Source organism: Undibacterium sp. TJN19 (assembly GCF_049339485.1).
GTDB lineage: Bacteria > Pseudomonadota > Gammaproteobacteria > Burkholderiales > Burkholderiaceae_D > Undibacterium.
Genome location: NZ_JBMPPL010000002.1, coordinates 648,091 through 668,630 on the forward strand (window position 1 = coordinate 648,091; position 20,540 = coordinate 668,630).

17 protein-coding genes are annotated in these 20,540 nt (G+C 52.9%); 7 read left to right on the forward strand and 10 right to left on the reverse strand.

The window, feature by feature from the left end; genetic code table 11:
• Positions 1–392: 392 nt before the first annotated feature.
• Complete coding sequence (locus tag ACO0LH_RS11155; RefSeq protein WP_422941144.1) at positions 393–521, reverse strand: hypothetical protein; 129 nt, start codon at positions 519–521, stop codon at positions 393–395.
• On the opposite strand from ACO0LH_RS11155, the gene ACO0LH_RS11160 reads away from it, so the two are divergent.
• A complete protein-coding gene (locus tag ACO0LH_RS11160; RefSeq protein WP_422941145.1) occupies positions 520–2,481 on the forward strand; it encodes a reverse transcriptase family protein in 1,962 nt (653 codons plus the stop codon). The genes ACO0LH_RS11155 and ACO0LH_RS11160 overlap by 2 nt on opposite strands.
• A gap of 58 nt (positions 2,482–2,539) precedes the next feature.
• Here ACO0LH_RS11160 and ACO0LH_RS11165 read toward each other — a convergent pair whose 3' ends face one another.
• The 3 genes from ACO0LH_RS11165 to ACO0LH_RS11175 all read right to left on the reverse strand — a co-directional run bounded on the left by ACO0LH_RS11165 (position 2,540) and on the right by ACO0LH_RS11175 (position 5,080).
• On the reverse strand, positions 2,540–3,289 hold the full coding sequence (locus ACO0LH_RS11165) for a tetratricopeptide repeat protein (protein ID WP_422941146.1): 750 nt from the start codon (positions 3,287–3,289) through the stop codon (positions 2,540–2,542).
• Between the two features lie 252 nt (positions 3,290–3,541).
• Entirely contained in the window at positions 3,542–4,306 is a 765-nt protein-coding gene (locus ACO0LH_RS11170) for a creatininase family protein (protein WP_422941147.1), read from the reverse strand.
• Between the two features lie 303 nt (positions 4,307–4,609).
• Positions 4,610–5,080, reverse strand: coding sequence for a cache domain-containing protein (locus ACO0LH_RS11175; protein WP_422941148.1), 471 nt, complete (start codon positions 5,078–5,080; stop codon positions 4,610–4,612).
• 513 nt (positions 5,081–5,593) lie between these two features.
• On the opposite strand from ACO0LH_RS11175, the gene ACO0LH_RS11180 reads away from it, so the two are divergent.
• A complete protein-coding gene (locus tag ACO0LH_RS11180) occupies positions 5,594–5,947 on the forward strand; it encodes a DUF1428 domain-containing protein (RefSeq protein WP_422941149.1) in 354 nt (117 codons plus the stop codon).
• A gap of 56 nt (positions 5,948–6,003) precedes the next feature.
• Positions 6,004–6,414, forward strand: coding sequence for a VOC family protein (locus ACO0LH_RS11185; RefSeq protein WP_422941150.1), 411 nt, complete (start codon positions 6,004–6,006; stop codon positions 6,412–6,414).
• A 21-nt stretch (positions 6,415–6,435) separates the two neighbouring features.
• Here the strand turns inward: ACO0LH_RS11185 and ACO0LH_RS11190 are convergent, their stop codons facing one another.
• The 5 genes from ACO0LH_RS11190 to ACO0LH_RS11210 form a co-directional block, all read right to left on the reverse strand.
• Complete coding sequence (locus ACO0LH_RS11190; protein ID WP_422941151.1) at positions 6,436–7,212, reverse strand: response regulator; 777 nt, start codon at positions 7,210–7,212, stop codon at positions 6,436–6,438.
• A gap of 130 nt (positions 7,213–7,342) precedes the next feature.
• The gene (locus ACO0LH_RS11195) at positions 7,343–7,840 is read right to left on the reverse strand and encodes a chemotaxis protein CheW (protein ID WP_422941152.1); all 498 of its coding nucleotides are present in this window, start codon (positions 7,838–7,840) and stop codon (positions 7,343–7,345) included.
• Between the two features lie 326 nt (positions 7,841–8,166).
• Positions 8,167–8,790, reverse strand: coding sequence for an ANTAR domain-containing response regulator (locus ACO0LH_RS11200; RefSeq protein WP_422941153.1), 624 nt, complete (start codon positions 8,788–8,790; stop codon positions 8,167–8,169).
• Between the two features lie 169 nt (positions 8,791–8,959).
• Positions 8,960–10,543, reverse strand: a complete 1,584-nt coding sequence (locus tag ACO0LH_RS11205) for an ATP-binding protein (protein WP_422941154.1) — start codon at positions 10,541–10,543, stop codon at positions 8,960–8,962.
• Between the two features lie 28 nt (positions 10,544–10,571).
• Positions 10,572–11,384, reverse strand: a complete 813-nt coding sequence (locus tag ACO0LH_RS11210; protein ID WP_422941155.1) for an alpha/beta fold hydrolase — start codon at positions 11,382–11,384, stop codon at positions 10,572–10,574.
• 175 nt (positions 11,385–11,559) lie between these two features.
• Here ACO0LH_RS11210 and ACO0LH_RS11215 point away from each other — a divergent pair, with 175 nt between their 5' ends.
• The 3 genes from ACO0LH_RS11215 to ACO0LH_RS11225 all read left to right on the forward strand — a co-directional run bounded on the left by ACO0LH_RS11215 (position 11,560) and on the right by ACO0LH_RS11225 (position 16,469).
• Positions 11,560–14,130: an ATP-binding protein gene (locus tag ACO0LH_RS11215; protein ID WP_422941156.1), complete on the forward strand. Its 2,571-nt coding sequence runs from the start codon at positions 11,560–11,562 to the stop codon at positions 14,128–14,130.
• 102 nt (positions 14,131–14,232) lie between these two features.
• Positions 14,233–14,721, forward strand: coding sequence for a response regulator (locus ACO0LH_RS11220; protein ID WP_422941157.1), 489 nt, complete (start codon positions 14,233–14,235; stop codon positions 14,719–14,721).
• A 101-nt stretch (positions 14,722–14,822) separates the two neighbouring features.
• A complete protein-coding gene (locus ACO0LH_RS11225; RefSeq protein WP_422941158.1) occupies positions 14,823–16,469 on the forward strand; it encodes a sensor histidine kinase in 1,647 nt (548 codons plus the stop codon).
• Between the two features lie 78 nt (positions 16,470–16,547).
• On the opposite strand, the gene ACO0LH_RS11230 is transcribed toward ACO0LH_RS11225, so the two are convergent.
• The gene (locus tag ACO0LH_RS11230; RefSeq protein ID WP_422941159.1) at positions 16,548–19,811 is read right to left on the reverse strand and encodes a BTAD domain-containing putative transcriptional regulator; all 3,264 of its coding nucleotides are present in this window, start codon (positions 19,809–19,811) and stop codon (positions 16,548–16,550) included.
• 485 nt (positions 19,812–20,296) lie between these two features.
• Between ACO0LH_RS11230 and ACO0LH_RS11235 the strand changes: the two genes are divergently transcribed.
• Positions 20,297–20,540, forward strand: a 244-nt coding sequence (locus tag ACO0LH_RS11235; RefSeq protein WP_422941160.1) for a DUF4214 domain-containing protein, incomplete at its 3' end; no start/stop codon positions are given.

The following is a 20,540-nucleotide window of genomic DNA, read 5'->3' on the forward strand; positions in this document are numbered from 1 at the left end:
ATTGCCGTTGCTTGAATGAGCCCCTTACGGGGCCATTCGCCAATTTTTATAGATGAGGTCGATAAGGCTTGAGTAAGCGTAGCGAGCGGCTTTAGTTTGCGTTAAGAAGCGCAGTCGTACTGAGGTACGACGAGCATCGCAGACGCAAAATAATGCCGCGCAGTAGCTTAATCAAGTCTTATCTTTACAAGGAGGAGCGAGGGGACGTAAAATTAGGTAGGCAGGAAGGCTCTTGCAACCCGGATGGTGTATCGCCATCCATGTAGTTTGCTTAGCTATGCATCACTGAGTTTCTCTTCACTGTGCCGGATACGACTGCTGGCGCAATGACGATGTGAATTCCGTGAATCCCATTCGCGCCAGCAGTCGTATCCGGCGTCGAGTGGAGCCTCTCAGTCTGAAGGCTCTTCGATGAGCTTCCTGCCTTCTTCTTTTATTGTCTGGCGCACCGTTTTATCGTAATTTGAATAGCTTATGTTTTCTGCCGCAGGCAATAAAACATCAGCAAAGCCCAGAGTCATGACACAAAACGCCCAGCCAGCTTCTACCACGCCGCCATTGTCACAGATGACGCGCGATGAATTGTATGCACATCTGCGTACCACTACCAAAGACGCCGTCGTCATGCGCGAAATGCAGCGCCTGGGGTTTTGGCCAGCGCAAAGCGATAAGCCCGGCGTGGCAGAAGAACTCATAGAGCGTGAAGCCACGCTGACCGCCAGCCTGGGTGAACTGAGCAGGCAACTCGAACGCGTACAAGATCCCAAGGCCGCCCTGCGTGACATGCGCAAACAGCGCATGGTTGCGGCAAAAGAGCGGCGCGAGCAGACGCGCCAGAAGCATGCGCAACTGCGCTATGCCAAAGCCGTCGCCTGGCAGCAAAAACGCCGCGAAGATATCGTTTACCTGGGTGAAGAAGTGTCCAGCGGGCTTAATTACAGCAGCAGTGACCTCGACAAGCTCGCCCGGCTGCAATTGCCTGTGCTGCAAAAAGCGCCGGAACTGGCTACTGCCATCGGTATCCCGCTGGCTGAATTGCGCTTCATGACTTTCCAGCGCAAGGTCAGTGCCATCAGCCATTACCAGCGTTTTGCGATCAGCAAAAAGACCGGTGGACAGCGTATTATTTCTGCCCCCATGCCGCGCCTGAAGCGCTGCCAGTACTGGGTGCTTGATCATATCCTTAACAAGCTGCCTTGCCATCCCGCGGCGCATGGCTTTTTGCCTCAGCATTCCATCGTCAGCAATGCCACGCCGCATGTGGGGCAGGCCGTGGTCATCAACCTGGATTTGAAAGATTTTTTCCCCAGCATCAGTTATCAAAGGGTGAAAGGCGTCTTTGCTTCGCTGGGTTACAGCCAGCAAATTGCCACCTTGCTGGGTTTGCTGTGTACAGAACAGGCCAGCGAAGAAGTGCGGGTGGATACACAAAAATATTTTGTCGCAGGCAAGCAGCGCAGCCTGCCGCAGGGCGCGCCGTCGAGCCCCATGATCAGCAACATCCTGTGCATCAGTCTTGATAAACGCCTGCATGCGGCAGCGGCCAAGCTGGGTTTTCAGTACACCCGTTATGCCGATGACCTGACGTTTTCCACCAGCCAGAAAGAACGCCCTCCAGTGGGCAAGCTGTTGTGGCGCGTCAAGCAAATCATTGCCGCAGAAGGCTTCACGCCACACCCCGACAAGCAGCGCATCATGCGCCATAGCCAGAAGCAGGAAGTCACCGGCATCGTCGTCAACCAGACACCGACGATAGACGCCAAGACCCTGCATCGCTTTCGCGCCACCCTGCACCAGGTAGAAAAACATGGCCCTGCCGGTGCACACTGGAATGGCAATACCAATGTGCTGTCAGCACTGGAAGGCTATGCACGTTATATCTGCATGGTCAATCCGGCCAAGGGCCAGCCCTGGCTGGCGCGCATCAAGGCATTGCGGGCTGCGCAGGCCAGCCCGGCCCAGGTTCAGGTCAGCAAGATGGCAAGCGCTGCCAGCCTGCGCCAGCAAGTCGCGGCAGGCCAGACACCCTTGCGGGCAAATGGTCAACGCTGGTGGCAGGTGCAAGAGCCTGCTGCACCGGTGCTGGAACAAACTGCCCAGCAAATGGCAGAAGCCAAACAGGCTATCAGGGATGCAAAGAAAGAAGCAGCAGCGCCGAAGAAACAACAGCGTGCAGCGGCACGAACCACCTACGCGGCACCTGGCGCTACCCCAAGCAGCCATCAGCCAGACACCGGGCGAAGTGGTCGTGCATCTACGCCAGCGCCAACATCCGCGCCACATCAAGATCACAAGCCACGCCCCATTGTGTGGTGGCTCATCCTCTTGCAATTATTTGTCAGCATGTGGGTGAGCATCCATGTCAACAATGTCGGCCCCATGACCTTTGGCCTGATCGTGCTGGCCATCAGTGTGCTGACCCGCCGCAACCTGCTGTTGCTGTTCACGGTCATCATGCTGGTGTGCCTGTTGATACCTTGAAGACAGGGGCGCTCAAGAACGCATGTCATCCTTGTTGTGACGCAATGCGTTCCAGGGTTTAAGCGCGGCCTGCAAACGCCGTTTCCAGGCGTTTGATCAAAGCCTTGTTGAGCATGCGTGTGTGCTTGTTCCAGTGTTTCATGTTGCGCTGGATTTCTGCATACTGGGTATTGGCCGTGCCATGTTCACCGGCTTGCAATGCCCAGATGGCATAGTCAGCCCGTGCTTCCATGCTGCCGAAGCGGGCGACGGCGTTCGCATATTCCACACCTGCCTCTTGCTGGCGGCCTGTCAGGGCATAGGCTTGTGCCAGGTTCAGGGAGGTGTGTTCAGCGCGGTAGGTGGGCTGGTCTTTGCGCACCGCTTCGAGCAGGGTGATGGCGGCATTGCCATTGCCCTGCAAGAGATAGGCGTTGGCAGCACCCAGCCGCACTTCAGCGTCGCTGGCGAAGGGGCCTTGCAGGCAGGCTTCAAAATGGGCGACGGCTTGTGCAATGTCACCGGCGTTCAGGCAGGCATTGGCCAGTATCATCTGGTTTTGCGCGGTGGGCAGCAGTTCAAAAGCCTTGGCTGCTTCACGCATTTCACCACCAGGGTTCAGGCTGCGTGCTGCTGCCGTCATGGTCTTGCGCATACCGTGCTCAAGCCGGGTTTCTGGCATGTAGACGGCAAAGAAATAGACGATGCTGCCCAGCATGGGCGCCATGAATAAAATCATCAGCCAGTAAAGCTCACGCCCGCTGCGTACGGCATGCACTGCAAAAAACAGGGCAACCAGTACGTGTAATCCTAATCCTATGTATGGCATGTTGCTGATCTTAAAAGTTGAAATGTTGAAATGTTGAATATTTGCTACTTGTACGTAGCAAAAACAAGCCGGGTCGAATCCGGCGAGGCAGCATTTTACCAACTTTTTGATAGCAAAAAGGATGTGGCTGATGACAATGCTTGTGAAAGATTATTCAAACATTGGTCAAAGATTGCTCAGACATCGCTCAGACATCGCTCAGACATCGCTCAAAGGCGGGTCTATCATCCGCCAACGATCGCCAGATTACATTCAAGCCGGTTTGACCTGCGCGCTGAATTCCTGCACATCCGCCAGCAAGCCCTGCACTGACATGGCAATGATTTCCTGCCCCAGCTCTATCGTCGCCAGGCTGGAATCTGCGCCGATACGGCCATCGGGGAAGCGTGCGCGGTAATCCAGCGCATCCAGTATCGGGCCGCTGGGGGCGATTTTTGGTATCAAATCAACATGGCGAACCTGCTCCGGATAAGCCGCATAGGTGACCGCAATTTCTGAAGGCGTCGCATGCATGCCGTGGCCGACCGGGAATAACTTGTTGCACAACGTTGCCACGCCCGGTAAATCCCACCAGTTTTTCAGCTTCAACATCAAGGGGCAGGTTTCGCCTGTGTAGGAATAACGTGCATAGATTTGCGAAAAGCTGGCTTCTATCGTGGCCACGTTGCCGCCATGCCCGTTGAGGAAATAGATATGATCAAAGCCATGTCTTGCCAGTGACAATACCCAGTCTTCTATCGCTGCCATGAAAGTGGACGGGCGCAATGAAATGGTGCCGGCAAAACCCAGGTGATGCTGTGCCATGCCGATGTTGAAGGTGGGTGCGATCATCAGCGCGGTATTTTTTTCACTGGCGATTTTTTCTGCTGCCAGGGCAATAATTTCCGGGCACATCCAGTCCGTACCCAGCAAGCCCATGGGACCATGCTGTTCGTTGGAACCGATAGGGATGACGACAGTTTTTGAATCGACCAGAAACGCAGTAATTTCTGGCCAGGTTGAATACGCTAAACGCATGGTGTTCTCTCTGGTCTGGTGAGCGGGATGCCTGTGCCGGGTTTGCCCCATGGCGCACGCATGTCGAAAACCAGCAGTATAGAGGAGCCAGAAAAAACGCGTTGTCTAAGACTGTATGACTGTATGACTGTATGACTGTATGACTGTATGACTGTATGACTGTATGACTGTATGACTGTGTGCCTGTGTGCCTGCATGCCGTCATACAGGCTTGCCATCATGAAGCTCAGCTCGGCGATCTTTTCAGCGCCAGAAACGCTGAGAAAAACGGATGCGCTGAGAAAAACGGATGTGACGCATACTTTATTTGTAAATGCCACAGGCAAAATACACATCATCAACCCGTTCTACATAGGTGCTTTTTTGTTCCAGTTCCTTGGTGACTGGGTTGGGCCATTTGTAATCGACCCAGCCTTTGCCAGCCTTGCTGGCGGCGACTTCGTTGATTTTTTTGACGAAAAACACACCATCACCATCGCGCATTTCACTCAGCGATTTGCCGATCAGCTTGGGGTTGCCGCCATGTGCCAGTGTGCCGCCACCAGGTTTGACGGCACCGGCAAAAACGTACAGGTCTTTCAGGATGAACTGGCCTTTCGGGTCATTCACTGCTGCAAAGGTTTTTTCGGGGCCATTGGCCTTGTAGTAGGCGATAACCCGTTTGATCATGTCGGTGGCTTCTTGCGCCGTGCCGCGTTCGGCAGCCATTGCCGGTACCTGGGGCAGCAATGAAAAAAATAGGGCTGCCAGCACGATTTTCAAGAAATTTTTCACAATGTCCCCTTTGTTTTTTTCGACGCTGCAGTGCCGCCACACCGCAGGCCGTTTGTCCCCTGACCCTGAAAAAACTATAGCACACGCTTTTCAGGCCTCCTAATTTTTATTCGAGTCGCGAAATCGATCTGGCTGATGGCTTTTTTGCAACGCAAACGACGAGGTGCCGGTTTGGCACCGGATCCGGGGAATCAGGTTAAGGGAATCAGGAATCAGGTTAAGGGAATCAGCCGGGCCAGTTCCAGTCTGGACTGGTGCCAGTACGGTATGCGCATGGTGCTTGTAATGTGCTTGTCTGGTGTAAGTGACATGCCGGATCAGGTCAGGGTATGACGCAGTTTTTCAATTTTTTATTCGCTAGATTTCCTCAAACCCATGCATTAGAATTCATTCAACCGCAAACATCGACGCGAATTGGGCAGCGCGTCCCTGTGGCATGGGCTATGGCAAAATGCAAAAGCGGTGGCGCTTTGCGGACTGAAAAATACATCATCAATCTCCAGGAGACAGGACATGAAATACGTAGACGGATTTGTGCTGGCTGTGCCAAATGCCAATCGTGAGGCATACCGGCAATACTCAGAAAAATCAGCACCGGTTTTCAAGGAATTTGGTGTCCTGAGCCTGGTCGAATGCTGGGGTGTCGATGTGCCGCCGGGCAAGCTGACTTCTTTCCCTCTTGCCGTGCAATGCAAGGAAGATGAAACCGTGGTGTTTTCATGGATGACCTGGCCATCGAAAGAAGTGCGCGATGCCGCATGGGACAAGCTGATGAAAGACCCGCGCTTTGATCCTGCCATCAACCCCATGCCTTGCGATGGCAAACGCATGATATTCGGTGGTTTTGAAGTGATGGTCGATCTGTAATCGTAGTCATGACCTGGCTTTATTGTACGTAGGTAGGAAGGGTAGGCGAGGGATGCATGCTCAGCGGTTTTATTAATCATCTTGACCTGACAGTCACCGATATCAAGGCATCTTCTGCCTTTTATGACAAAGTGCTGGGCAGGCTAGGGTATGTGCGTACGACAGACTATGCAGGTGACGTACCGTGCTGGGTGCTTTCTCATGCGGGCATGACACTGAGCATAGGTCTGCACCAGGCCAGGGTGGCTACAGCACACAATCGCTATGCAGCGGGTTTGCATCATCTGGCTTTTCATATGGCGAGCCGCGCAGAGATAGACAGCTTTTATGCCTTTCTGCTGCATGAACAATTTGCTGTACTGGATGCGCCTGCTGAATATGATTACACACTGGGTTATTACGCCATTTTCTTTGCAGACCCGGATGGTCTCAAATTCGAACTCGTGCATGAACCGCGATTTGACTGAAGCCGGTGCACTGCCGGTGCTCTACAGCGGCTGAATTTTGCCTGACAACTTTGCTTCCAGCAGTGGTAAAAAATTTTCCAGGTCTGCCCGCAACAGATCATAGTGTTGTCTTGCTTCGCACAGGTGCATTTGTTTGGCGCAGGCTTCAATTTTTTTTGCGCGCTCTACCAGGGGCTCAGCACTAAAGTAGGCAATGATGCCCTTTAAGGTATGTGCTGCTCTTTGGGTTTTTTCTGCATTGCCGTCTTCCAGAAATTTGCTGATTTCGGCGATATGTGCGGGTATATGTGTGAGCGCCAGTTTGCCGACAATGTCGAGTACTTCGGGGTTGGTTTGATTGATTGCACCGACATAGTCGAACTTTGCACAAGGAGGCGAAAGCGCTGCCTGGCTAAGCGGCAACTCGCTGCCATCGGGTTCAAGGTGTAATACAGAGATGATGCATGCCATCAGGTTTTTTGCATTGATGGGTTTGGACAGATATTCATCCATGCCCGCTGCGCGGCAGCGTTCATGCTCATCTTCCACCAGGTGTTCTGTCATGGCGATAATGGGGATGTGATCGCCGCTGATGTCTTCCTGAGCACGTATGGCGGTACTGGTTTCTATGCCACCGAGAACAGGCATTTGCATGTCCATCAGCACCAGGTCGAATTTTTCTACCTCAATCGCATGCAGGGCTTCAGCACCGTTGTCACAGACATGGACGGTATGACCAAATTGCTCCAGCAAGGCGACCGCCTGATGCTGGTTGTCCAGATTATTTTCTGCAAGCAAGATGGATAGTTTTACGTCCATATTTTTTCATGGCATGAAAGTTTGGTGGTACCCGTTTCCCCTTTTACGCTTATATAGTAGATTGTATAGTTATTTTTGCAAGTAAAATGTTGTTGTGTTGCCACTGAAAGATTTGCTGAATAAAGCTTGTCTAATGCGCCAGGTCAACATCGGCATAGAGCTGATCGCTACCCAGCAGTTCTTCTATATCCACTAAAGTGATGGTGCGCTTGCCCCTTGTACCTATGCCCAGCATAAAGCTGGACCTGGTTCTCTTGTCTGGTGCAGGCATATGCAAGACCTGGTCTGTGGTAAAGGTAATCACGTCAAAAACACCGTCAACGACTATGCCCAGCATCTGACCCGACAGATTGAGGATGATGACAGAGGTCATTTCGTTATAAATGGCCTTGGCCAGCTTCAGTTTGATGCGCAGGTCGATGATGGGGACAGTGACGTCATATAAACGGATGACACCCTTGACATAGCCTGGTGCATTGTCGATGCGGGTGACGCTTTCGTAATCGTGCAATTCCTGCACTTTACTAAGATCGATGCCATATTCTTCATTGCCCAGGCCGAAGCAGACGAAATCAGTAGGAAAGTCGATGAAGTGTTTTGCTTCTTCTTGGTGGTTTGCGGTCAACATTTTGTGCCCCTTAGCTATCCGTTGCGCAATCATGCGCATGCCGTATGCATGAAACCGATGTTGTGGCACGGGCATATTGCCTCGCGATGCAAGAGCGATTTAATGCTGATAATGAAAGATTCGGCGGATTTGGGCCGGTGAGACCGACTTGCCATCGCTAGGTATGGTGATGGGTAGCGACAAAAAAAAGACGGTATATCAAATTGGCAGACTGGCATCTCGATAACGGGGGAAGGGTTACGAGATCAACACTTTATTTGTAAGACCAGGTTGCGTGATTTCATCATAATGCAAAATTGCTGGCCGGCAAGGCCGCTAGACAAGATTTAACCTTTCCCGTCAAACAGCTGCTTGAACTGGTTCAGGGTTTCTTCGGCCTGCAATAATTCGCTGGCTACTTCATGTATCGTGCGGCGGTTTGAGCGCGCATAATTGCGCAATACGGCAAAGGCCACTTGCCGGTTAGACTGGAATTTTGCCATTAACAGTCCAACAGCCATGCTGGTTTCCCGGCCTGATACCAGGGCAGAAGTCAGGTGCACCTCGGTCTTTCTTAATTTCCTGATGTCTTCTGCCCGTGCCAGGCTGGCTTCTACAGTGGGGATGAGATTGGCAATATCGAAGGGTTTGACCAGATAGCCAACTGCGCCATATTCGACCGCCTGCCTGACGATGTCACTGTCAGATGTGGCAGACAGAAACATGAAGGGAATGCTGGTATCGCTGCGCAGGCGGTCCGCCAGATCCAGGCCTGACATGCCGGGCATGTTGATATCGAGCAGGGCCATGTCGGGTTCCTGCATCAGAATGACATTGAGCGCATCTTCTCCACAGCGTGCCTGGATGATGTCATAGTCGGCCTCATGCAGGACCGTGCTTAACAAAGAAAGCGTCAACTGATCATCTTCGACCAGCAGTATCGTACTTTTTGTTTTTTTGCCCGTCCCCATGCGCAATCTCTTTGATGTGATGAAACAGATAGGATGCGTGTTGTCGCCCGGCGCGCGGGTTTTGTGAGTGCGCGTAGCAAGACATTCATACAGAACTTATTCGTACACTTTAGCAACAGACGCCAGCAAGGGGAAGCATCTCTTTGTAAAGTAATACGTATGGTATTGGTCAGGCGCTCTGATTGATCAAGGTCTGCAACTGCTGCAGATCAACCGGTTTGGTCAAATGGCTGTCAAAACCGGCATCAAGCGCATGTTGTCTGTCGGCATTTTGTCCCCAGCCGGTGGCAGCGATCAGGTAGACCGATTTGCCCCACGGTTCGGCACGCACGCGGCGGGCGATCTCATACCCATTCATGTCGGGCAGGCCAATATCAAGCAAAATGACAGAGGGCTTAAACTCGGCAGCGATCAGCAAACCAGATTTGCCATCGAAGGCGCAGCGGCTGTCGTAACCCAGCAACATCAGCATGTCTGTCATGGTTTCCGCCGTATCGTGGTTGTCGTCAATCACCAATATCTTGCGGGACAGGTCAGCTTGCGCAATAGCTGCTTGCTGCGGCGTATGATCGTCAGGTAGTTGTTGTATGGCAGGCAGGCGAACAATGAATTCACTGCCTTTGCCCGCCCCTTCGCTGAAGGCGACAACGCTGCCGCCATGCAGTTGCACGAGGCCGTGCACCAGTGCCAGACCTATGCCGAGGCCACCTTGCGAACGCTCCAGCGCCGGCACCAGTTGTGAAAACATGGTGAACACGTTGGCCAGAGATTCTTTTGGTATGCCAATGCCCGTGTCGCGCACGCTGATGACGGCGTTACCCTGGTCAAGACTGACAGTGAGCCAGACATGACCGCCCGTGGGCGTATATTTGGCAGCATTGGTCAGCAAGTTCACGACGATCTGTGTCAGCCTGGTGGCGTCACCATGCACGGTAATGGTTTCTTGCGGCAGATTCACCGTAAAGACATGGGCGGCATCTGCCATCATGCCGCGGGTATCGTTGACGGCACCATGGATGACAGAAGCGAGATCGACGGGCTGGCTGCGCAAATTGATGCGCCCCTGTGATATGCGCGAGACATCCATCAGGTCTTCTACCAGATGCGCCATGTGCATCAACTGGCGCTCCAGCACTTCAAGCGGGTGTGTGTCCGCAGATTTGCCAGTGGCATTGAATTTCATGATTTCAACAGCATTGCGCATGGGGGCCAGCGGGTTGCGCAATTCATGGGCGAGAATGGCCAGAAATTCGTCTTTGTGTTTGCCAGCGACAGACAATTGGCGGTTAATCTCTTGCAGTTGCTCTTCTGCACCTTGCCGGGCTTCCAGCGCGTCTTCTGCGGTTTTTCTTGCCACCAGCAATTCACGTTCATAAGAACGGCGGTCGGTGGCGACAAACAAGGCAAATTCATCAAAAATACGATCATGCCTGTGCCGGCGCACGATATTCATCAATATCGGCAAGCGCTTGCGGTCCTTGCGGAAGATATCGAATTGCACTTCCGCTACCGAACCCTGTATTTGCAGCAAGGGCAGGCAATGCGTCTGATAAAACACCCTGGTGCCGACAGGAAACAAATCCATGACACGGGGCAGGGCCGCCAATTCTTCTGCGGTGTAGCCCAGCCAGTTGCACAGTGTGGCATTCACCCGCAGGATTTTCCCATGCTCATCAGCGAATAGCAGGCCACAGGCAGCGCTCTGAAAAAGCACTTCATCTGACGGGACAGGGACTGCAGTTACTTCAGGCATGGCCATGATACGCTGGAGGGTGACAAGTTCAGGATGATACCTTCAGGATAGCCTTCAGAAAAGCTTCGATTGCAATTGAGCTTTCAGTCGGCGCACTCATATGCGGGCAATGGCCAACATTCTGAATGATATGTAAGGTACTGTTGGGCATTTTTCGGTGCATAAACTCACCGACTTCACGTGGTGCAACCAGGTCGTCACTGCATTGCAGTATCAATGCTGGCACGGTGGACAGCGCCAGATCATTGCGGTGATCTGACAAAAAAGTGACGCGGGCGAAATGCTTGGCGATGTCGGGGTCGGTACGACAGAAGCTGTTGGTCAGCTCCATGCCCAGGTCTGGCTGATCCGGCGCCCCCATGATCGCCGGGGCCATATTGCTGGACCAGCCCAGATAATTGCTGTCCATGGTATCGAGCAGATCATCAATGTCTTCACGGCTAAAACCGCCAACATAGCTGTCATCATTGATATAACAGGGCGAAGGGCCAACCATGATCTGGGCGGTAAATAATTCAGGTGCTTTGATGCTGGCGAGCAAGCCGACCATCGCGCTGACAGAATGACCGACGAAGATCACGGGGCCATCGGCAAAGTCTGCGAGGATGTCGAGGACATCGTCTGCATAGCCTTGTAGCGACGCATATTTTTTCCGGTCATAGGCGCTCAGGTCAGAGCCGCCACTGCCGACCGAATCAAAGGTGATGATCTTGAAACGGTCCTGAAACGCCGGTACCAGAAAACGCCACATGCTCTTGTCACAGCCAAAGCCATGTGCAAGCAGCATGGTGACCGGCCCCTGGCCTGTTACCGTCACATTGTTGCGGGATTGAATCGTCATGGGCAGGCAAGTAGCAGTGAGTATAAGAACTGCATGGTAACATCGTTCTTCATTGTGGCGGCGACCAGCCAGGCATGCCTGGCAAGTTGACGTGACAGCACCCGCACCTGCTGGTGAAACGCGTTCTGATACCTTGCCGCACCCGGGTGACTTTACATTACCATGATTTAATCGTATGCCAAAAAATAGTGCCTTATCTTCACAGTCACACCCGGCAGGTCAGCCTGTCCAGCCTGTCGAGGCCGGATTGATTCCCGGATTTGCCAGTGCCGGAGGCAAAATGGGTGCGCAGTTCCGGCAGACAGACTGGGCAAATACGCCATTGGGAGCGATGAGCGAGTGGCCGCAATCGCTGCGTACTGCGGTCGGCATCATGCTTAATTCTGGCCACCCCATGTATGTGGCCTGGGGGCCGCAATTATGTTTCCTCTATAACGATGGCTATGAGCAAATCCTGGGGGCCAAGGCAGACCATCCTGAACTGATATTGGGCAAGCCCTTCCATGTGGTGTGGGCAGATGTGTGGAATGAAGTCAAACCCATGCTCGACCTTGCCCTGGACGGTACGTCCACCTGGCAGCAGGATTATCCGTTTATCCTGAACCGCAATGGCTATGAAGAAAAAACCTATGTGACTTTTTCATGCAGCCCCATTCATGATGAATCAGGCAAAGTCGCCGGTGTTTTTTGCGCATGCATGGAAACGACAGGCAAGGTCATCGCCAGCCAGCAAAGAGATCATGCCCTGAAAGAATTGACCACCAGTGCAGAAAAACTGGAGCTGGCAACCGATCTGGCCGAGCTGGGTCTGTTTGATCATGACTTGCTGACCGATGAAGTCATCTGGAATGCCCATACCCGGCGACATTTTGGCCTGGCAGCGGGCGCCCAAGTATCGCCAGCCATGTTTCCGCTGGCGTTTCATCCAGATGACCATGACCGCGTGCTGGCAGAAACAGCCGCTTTTTTTGCTGCTTCCAAAGAGGAACGCTATGAAGTGGAGTACCGCACCATAGGCCTTGATGATGGCAAAGAGCGCTGGCTGGTCGCGCGTGGACGGTTGTTGCTGGATGAGGCGGGCAAGGCAGCGCGGCTGGTCGGCACTACCATGGACATCACCGCGCGTCAGCAGGTAGAGCAAAGGCTGCGCCTGCTTGACAAGATCAGTGAAGTCACCCGCGTGGCGGTAGACCCGACCGTCATCATGATGGAAACCACGCGTTTGCTGGGCGAATACCTGGGGGTGACACGCGTTGCCTATGCTGATCTGGAACCGGACAATGATTGCTTCACCATCCGCCATGACTGGACCGTGCCGGATGCCATCAGCACCGTAGGTGTGTACTCCCTGGATTTATTTGGCACACGGGCGGCAGGCAATCTGCGTAAGGGGCTGACCCTGCAGATATTTAATGTGGACCAGGAACTGGCAGAGCAAGACGGTGCTGCCATGTTCAGGCAGATAGGCATACAGGCCATCATTTGCTGCCCTTTGGTCAAGGCCGGGCGTCTGGCCGCAATGATGGCCGTGCATCAGGACAGGCCGCGCATCTGGTCTGCTGATGAAGTCATACTGGTCGAGGCCGTGGTCGAGCGCTGTTGGGCGCATATAGAGCGCGTGCGCGCCATTGATGCCCTGCGCGAAGCAGACCGCCGCAAGACAGAATTTCTGGCCATGCTGGCGCATGAATTACGCAACCCGCTGGCACCTGTCCGCAATGGTCTCGAAGTCTTGAAACTACGGGCCGATAATCCCGCCATGATGTCTCGTATCCACGCCATGATGGAGCGCCAGATTGGCCATATGGTGCATCTGATTGATGATCTGCTCGATATTGCCCGCATCGCCAGTGGCAAGGTCGTCCTGAAAAAGCAGCACGTCGAATTGCAGCAGATTATTACGGCCGCCATAGAAACCAGCATGCCGCTGATAGAAGCCGCGCAGCATGTGCTGACGGTGGATATGGCAGATGGCCCGTTCATGCTCGATGCCGACCCGGTAAGAATGGGCCAGGTCATCAGCAACCTGTTGTCTAACGCTGCCAAATATACGCCAGCCAGAGGCGAGATCAGGCTGAGCGTCAGCCGTCACGAAGAGGGCGTGCTGTTGAGCGTGACAGATAATGGCATGGGCATACCCGCTGAATCGCTGCCCCTGATATTTGAAATGTTTGCCCAGGTGGGCCGCAATATGGACAGGGCCAAAGGCGGATTGGGTATCGGTTTATCACTGGTGCGCAGATTGCTTGACATGCACGGTGGCACTGTAACGGCATGCAGTGAAGGCGCAGGCAAGGGCAGTACTTTTACCGTTCGCTTGCCCTTGCTGGTAACAACTGATACTGAAAGACAGGCAGATGCAGGTGGATCAATGCATCAGCAGCCAGGTCGCCTCAGGGTATTGGTGGTGGATGACAATGTGGATGCCGCTGAAAGCTTGTCTGACCTGCTCGAAATCAGCGGCCACCAGACCGCTGTCGCCCATCATGGCGACGCCGCATTGAAACTGGTGACCGAATTTTCGCCCCAGGTCATTTTTCTCGATATTGGTTTGCCCGGTTTAAACGGCTATGAACTGGCCAGCATCATACGGGCCATGCCTGCCATGCAGGCTGCCACCCTGGTGGCGTTGACCGGATGGGGGACAGAAGATGACCGTGCCCGTTCAAAAGCGGCAAGCTTTGACTACCATCTGGTCAAACCGGCGACGCTTGAGCACATCATCGCTGTGCTGCCCAAACAGTAAAAGCATGGCAGAGCATGCAAGCATGTGTCTCTTGCCTCTGGACAGATAATGAATTAGCCTGTGTCAAGATTCCGTATTCCTTACTCACCCTGAGATCAGTCAATGGCAGTGTTCAACACAAAAAACCTGGAGAAACTCAAGCAGGCAGCAGATGCGCAAGCGCAGCTACCTCGCTACTCTGTCCTGATCGTTGATGATAAAGACTCCAATCTTTCCGTCATGGCAGGCGTACTCAGGCCGCATTTTCACTTGCTGGAAGCGCGTGACGGACTCGAAGCCATCGGCATGTTGAAAGACCTGGGTGACACGACCACCCTGGCTTGTATCATCAGCGATTATCGTATGCCCAGAATGGGCGGTGTGGAATTGCTGGTAGAAGCCAGGCGCATCGTGCCGCTGACTTCCAGAATCATTGTTTCCGGTTATATCGATGTCGACGCCGTTATTGATTCAGTCAATCTGGGCGGCATCTGTAAATTTATTGTCAAGCCATTTGATTCGCAAGAATTTCTGGATGCAGTCAATTTTGCAGTCGAGCAATTTCAATTCATGACCAACGCCCAGGCCAGGCAGCCTGATGCCGGCAAATAAGCTGCTCCCAGGCCATGGAAAGTCATTTTTTCAACAGATCAACATTGAAAAAAGCGACAAGCTGTGGCCGCCTTGTTTCTGGCAGCAGGCGATGCAATAGCATGGCGCGCAATGTCAAGCACACTGCGCTGGGTCTTTTTACTTTCTTGTTCTGTGGTATGTCGCAAGCCGCGACAGACACAGTCCAGGATACCCAGGATATGTCGACATGGTGGCTGATTGCCCTGCTTGTTCTGGCCGCCATAGCGATCGTGGTTTTGCTGTTGCAGTTAAGAAGCCGTCATTTGCAGACAGAACAGACGCTAGCTGGTGCCGTGCAAGACCCCGGTGCCTTGCGACAGAAAAAACTTGAATTGTTAGACATCAACAATGATTTGCGTAACAGCAACGAAGCGCTTCAGCGCGCCAATGCTGAACTGGCCCTGGCGCTGGAAAGTTTTAGGCATCTATCAGAAATAGGTTTTGAAATCACCCACAGTACGGATACCGGTGTGGTTTATCAAGCCTTGCAGATGCATATAGGCCTGTTGCTGGACGCTCCGCAGGTGTCGATTTACCGCCTGAACCCAGAGGGTACCGGGCTGGAACTGGTTTTTGGCGCCGGACCGGAAGACCCGCTTGCCGAAACCTACGTGTCTTTGGCTTCCACAGAATCTTTACTGTCCCGGGTTGCCCGCGAAAGAAAAGAGTTATTCGTCAACGCCGTGCCTGACCAGCACCTGCGTGACGACCTGCCACCAAAAGAAGCCGGGATCAGCGCCCTGTTTTCACCCCTGCTGATAGGCAGCAAATTGCTGGGTTTGGTGGCAATACAATTTGCCAGCCCCCATTCTTATGATGAACGCAAAAAACTGGTATTGCGCACCCTGTGTGCTTACGGTGCGATGGCCATAGAAAATGTGGAAGCCGCACGCCAGCTTGATAGCACCAAACAAACCCTGGACAAAACCCGGGCGCAAATGAGGCGACAGGCAAAGGCGGCCTCAATCGGCACGCTGACAGCGGGTTTGTCGCATGAAATCAATAACCCCGTGAATTTCATTTATGTTGGCAGCCAGAACTTGCGCCAGCATCTGATTCAGTTCAATACCTATCTGGTCAATTTGCTGGACGACAATGCCGATGTCGAGATCAAGAGCATTTTCCAGCAGCATCTGGATCATTCTGTTGAAGCGCTGGATGTCATTCTGGATGGTGCGACACAAATACGCGATCTGGTATTGAATCTGCGCACTTTTTCCCGCCTTGACGAAGCCGACATGAAAGAAGTGGAAATTGCTGCCGGCATTCTTTCCACCATCAATCTGGTGCGTGTTCAATACAGGGACGAAGTCGATATCGTGTGCCAGTTTGATGCCAATCCACTCATACGTTGCTGGCCAGCGCGGCTGAACCAGGTATTCATGAATCTGATCATCAACGCCTGCCAGGCCATCAACAGTCGCCCGTTGAACGCACAGCGGCTTGCGCCTGGCAGCCTCAAGATACGCAGTGCCATCATCAATGATTTGTTAGCCATCGAATTTGAAGACAATGGCATAGGCATGACGCATGAATCTCAACAACACCTGTTTGATCCGCATTACACCACCAAGAATATAGAAGATGGCATGGGGCTGGGCCTATCGATCGTGCGCAATATTATCGAACAACACAAAGGCAGCATTCAGGTGCGCTCCATCGTCGGTGAAGGGAGTTGCTTTACGCTGTATCTGCCCTTGCATTTCAAGGCCGCTGAGCAAGGCTGAAGCCAGGTAGAACCAGATTTTGCACGTATTGATTGGCGAAAACGCAGTCGTTATGGGTGCTATGGGCACTAAGGTACATTACGGAGGCGTGATGATCAGCCCCAGTTTTTGCGCCAGCGCGCTTGTTTCAGCTGAAGGGGACAAGCCCACCACGATTGACAAGACTTCGCGGCAGCGGCGATACACGTTGACCGCTGTCACCAGATCGTTTTCAGCATGGGCGCAACGCATCAGGCCGCGATAACTGGCTTCTGCCAGAGCATCCACATCCAGCGCCCGCCGGTAAAGCTGTGACGCCAGTGACCATTCGGCTGCATTTTCCAGACAGCTTCCTAATTGCATCACCGCATTGGCGAAACGGCTGGCCCAGCGCTCGCGGTGAATCATCAACCAGGCGTCGTTATCTTCAGCACATAATGGCCCGCCGTACAGCGCCAGCAACTGGTTACCCAATTGGACGATGGCCGAGGTGGCTGGCAAATTGGCGGTGGTGTCGGGTTTGCCTGTGGCCGGCAAGGCCGAAATGGCATGGCAGGTATGCGCAATCGCTGTCATATCTGACCAGATTTTTGACTCTGCCACAAACATTGTGCCGTTCATGACGACGACACGGTCATCGCCGCCTAAAATTTTGCGCAACCTGTGTACGGTGACATTCAGTGTCGTCCTGGCGGTTTCTGAATCGGGCCATAACTGTGACGCAATTGATTTCAAGGCGACCCCTTTGTCGCCGGCGCAGATCAGGGCTTTCAACAGCATCAGGGGCTTATGTTGCCCGCTACCGCTGCGTTTGAGATTGTCGCCATCGATCAGTAATTCAAACTTCCCAAAAATACGTACTGCTACTGGCCACGGCCAGTAGGGAGACAATTTGTCGGGAGGGCTTAATTTTTGCCTGACAATGATATTGCGCACGTGCGCAGTCGCAATATTATTTTTTAACGCAAAATCAGCCAGTTGTGCCGCCAGCAGCGGCATCGACGGAAACAGCGCAACAGCCTGACGTTTTTGATGTTGTACCAGGGCTTTCGTCAGCAGGGGTATGGCCACCGCTTCTTCAGCCTGGCAAATCCGGGCATAGGCATGTATGAAAACCTGGCTTTCCAGCGCGGCAAGCGCTTCAAAACCACTGGCATCCTGCAAGGCCTGTTGACAGTAATTTTCTGCCTGCACGAAATCATGTTCTTGCGCATGGCAGGCCGCCAGGAAAATGTTCAACCGTGCGCACTCAACTTTGGGTACCCCCAGTTGAGTGCTTAATTCCAGTGCAGCAATCAGGCAGGTAATGGCTCTGGGCATGTCGTTTGTAAGACTATGCCATTTCGCTTCCAGTACCTGACATTCGATATGCAGCTTGGCCTGCGTCGGGGGAAGCAAGGCATGGACCTGATCGAGCAATTGACGTGAATTGTTCACTTCTGCTGCGCCGATCAGATATTCGATTTCTATCAACTGCGCCAGCAGGGGATCAAGCTCGGAACTGGTGACGATGTTTTTCACTTCTTCCACGAAACGGGATGTATCGGTCAGATTGCCATTGTTTTGATGCCAACGGATTAACTGACGCAGCCATTTCACCCGCTTGAAAGGGTGGACAGACGGGGCAGATGCGCAGTCCTGCATGATCTGCAACAGCCAGTTGATCTGCTCTGTCGTCTCTTCTATCCCGCTTTCGACGACCCGTAATAAAATCGCACCTGCCGACAGGCGTTCTGTGGGTTCTGTGACCTGGTTCATTGAGTGAATGACCTGCTTCATCACGTTGGGCAGATCGGCCGATTCCGGCGACACCAGGAGCAGGGCGAGTAACAGTCTTGAATACAGCAGCAACTCAGTTTCCGGCGTGATGGTGCTGGTATCAAGCGCGCCAAGGCCGGTCAGCATTTGCTGTACCCAGGGCCTCAGTTGTTCATAGTTGCGGCCTTCGGCATCGTAACCATCAATGATGGCAGCGATGCTCAACAGTTGCAGGCACAGATACTGCGGTGCCTGAAATGCTTTTTCTGCACGCACCAGAGAAACCCGTGCCTGCCGCGGCGCCAGCTCGTTCAAAAACATGCCCTGCCAATACCAGAGTTCAGGCATATCAGCAATAACCGACGACGGGATGGCACTCATCCAGTCACGCCAGGTTTGCCCCCTGCCATTGCGCAGCATGCGGTCGGCGTTTTCGACCAGCAATTTTGCCAGTTGCCCGAAGTTGCCATTTTTTTGATAGAGCAGCACCGCATCTTCAATGCGCCCCTTTTCTTCATACAGCCTGGCGGCGATGTCGTGCAAATGTGTCTGTTCTTGCGCATGCATGCGTAAATTGAATTCATGCCGCAAGAATTCCTGGAACAAGGCATGAAAATGATAAGCGTAGGGTGCCGTCCCGCGTCTGTCGACAAACAGTGATTTGTAATACAGGTTTTTCAATAATTGTGGCGCGCTGGTATCCTTGCTTAGCGCAATCGCGTCTTCATCCGTGATCCCGGTCATGATGGACAGGGTCAACAAGAGTTGTTGCTCCTGTCGTGGCATGCGTTCAAAAATCTCACCGGCGAAGTACTGGAATAATTCATCGCGCCCGTCAAAGTGCTGGAGATTATCAGCACCAGCTCTGGTATCCAGATTGCGCAACATGACGATGCCCGCTGCCCAGCCATCTACCAGCGACAGCCAATGGGTATCAACAGGTTCATGCGCAGCATTCAAGCCTGCCAGCGACACGGCTTCTTCCTGGTTCATGCTGATTTCATTCCAGCCCAGCACGGCTAGTTTCCCATCCAGCTGCATCCTTGAAAATCGTGCAGGAGGGGCTTCACGACTTAATATCAGCAGGGAAATGCCCTCCGGCACCTCGGTGAAGGCGCTCTCCATCAGCGTGCTGGCATTGTTCCAGTCAAAGTCCTGCATATTGTCAAAGACGATGGTGGTGTCTGGTGGCAGATGGGCATAAAAATCGCGAAAATACAGGCGGTCAATTTTTGCGGCATCCTTCATATTGTCGCCGTGCGGTAATGAACGCATCGTCATCAGGCCATTGCTGGCTTCTGAAAGAAAGAAGAACAAGGTGCCGCTATCACCATCCAGTTCATCAATCTGATACCAGATCGATGGTGTTGCCATATGACGCAGATAACTCGCTGCCAATGTGGTTTTGCCTGCGCCCGGCGGTGACACCACCCAGACAATGGCATGTTGTTCAAATAACTTATCGAGAAGAGAAAGCAGCCGGGGCCGCGGCATGGCATCGTGCAGGCGCGGTATGGTCAGCTTCGCATATTTGTTCATGTTGCCAGGCGTCTTCTGGTCTGGCTGAAAACCGGTCACCCGGCTATTTTGATTGAATTTTGGCACGACGATATGAATTCAATGGTTCGCGAATGTTCTGATGTATTGATGGCGAAAAGCATCGTCGTACTTCACCATTTTCCAAGGATTTGTTGGGCGCATGATAGCGCAAGCTGAGCTTAGCACGGTTCTATATGTATAAGAAAGCCATTCTGGCCTAGTAGTGCATGTATATGCCATTCCTATCCGCATTCCTAGCCCCATTCCTATTCCCACTTTGTTAAGCGCGCTAGCGCGTCGAGACGTAACTCGTCACTTGGTGCTCAGGCTAAGCGATCAGCTCATTCAGCCTGCTCATTCAGCCTGCTCATTCAGTCTGCTCATTCAGCCTGCTCATTCAGCCTGCTTAATCTGCATGTGACTAATGTCATATGCAGATGTGACCCTGCACACTTACCCCCCTATGTGAACTCTGTAAAGATGCCAAGCTGTTATTAGGTTGCGCATGCTTGGTGCGTGAATTCAAAATATTAACCCCACAGGAGTTCTAAATGGCTAATTCAGCTAGTGATATCCAAAAGCTTTACATCGCTTATTTCAACCGTCCAGCTGACCCGTTGGGTCTGGCCTACTGGGTAGCAAGCAATTCGTCTTTAAAAGACATCGCCCAAAGTTTCTCAGTGCAACCAGAATACGCAGCGACTTACGCGAATCTGACGACAGCACAAACCGTCAACACCATCTACAAAAACCTGTTCGGCCACGAAGCTGATCCAGCAGGTCTGACCTACTGGG

Bases quoted from the DNA above. Each gene is read 5' to 3' on its own strand.
- ACO0LH_RS11200 (WP_422941153.1), bottom strand. From the start codon at position 8,790: ATGGGGACGGGCAAAAAAACAAAAAGTACGATACTGCTGGTCGAAGAT.
- ACO0LH_RS11205 (WP_422941154.1), bottom strand. From the start codon at position 10,543: ATGCCTGAAGTAACTGCAGTCCCTGTCCCGTCAGATGAAGTGCTTTTT.
- ACO0LH_RS11220 (WP_422941157.1), top strand. From the start codon at position 14,233: ATGGCAGTGTTCAACACAAAAAACCTGGAGAAACTCAAGCAGGCAGCA.
- ACO0LH_RS11155 (WP_422941144.1), bottom strand. From the start codon at position 521: ATGACTCTGGGCTTTGCTGATGTTTTATTGCCTGCGGCAGAAAACATA.
- ACO0LH_RS11165 (WP_422941146.1), bottom strand. From the start codon at position 3,289: ATGCCATACATAGGATTAGGATTACACGTACTGGTTGCCCTGTTTTTT.
- ACO0LH_RS11160 (WP_422941145.1), top strand. From the start codon at position 520: ATGACACAAAACGCCCAGCCAGCTTCTACCACGCCGCCATTGTCACAG.
- ACO0LH_RS11215 (WP_422941156.1), top strand. From the start codon at position 11,560: ATGCCAAAAAATAGTGCCTTATCTTCACAGTCACACCCGGCAGGTCAG.
- ACO0LH_RS11210 (WP_422941155.1), bottom strand. From the start codon at position 11,384: ATGACGATTCAATCCCGCAACAATGTGACGGTAACAGGCCAGGGGCCG.
- ACO0LH_RS11225 (WP_422941158.1), top strand. From the start codon at position 14,823: ATGGCGCGCAATGTCAAGCACACTGCGCTGGGTCTTTTTACTTTCTTG.
- ACO0LH_RS11180 (WP_422941149.1), top strand. From the start codon at position 5,594: ATGAAATACGTAGACGGATTTGTGCTGGCTGTGCCAAATGCCAATCGT.
- ACO0LH_RS11190 (WP_422941151.1), bottom strand. From the start codon at position 7,212: ATGGACGTAAAACTATCCATCTTGCTTGCAGAAAATAATCTGGACAAC.
- ACO0LH_RS11185 (WP_422941150.1), top strand. From the start codon at position 6,004: ATGCTCAGCGGTTTTATTAATCATCTTGACCTGACAGTCACCGATATC.
- ACO0LH_RS11195 (WP_422941152.1), bottom strand. From the start codon at position 7,840: ATGTTGACCGCAAACCACCAAGAAGAAGCAAAACACTTCATCGACTTT.
- ACO0LH_RS11170 (WP_422941147.1), bottom strand. From the start codon at position 4,306: ATGCGTTTAGCGTATTCAACCTGGCCAGAAATTACTGCGTTTCTGGTC.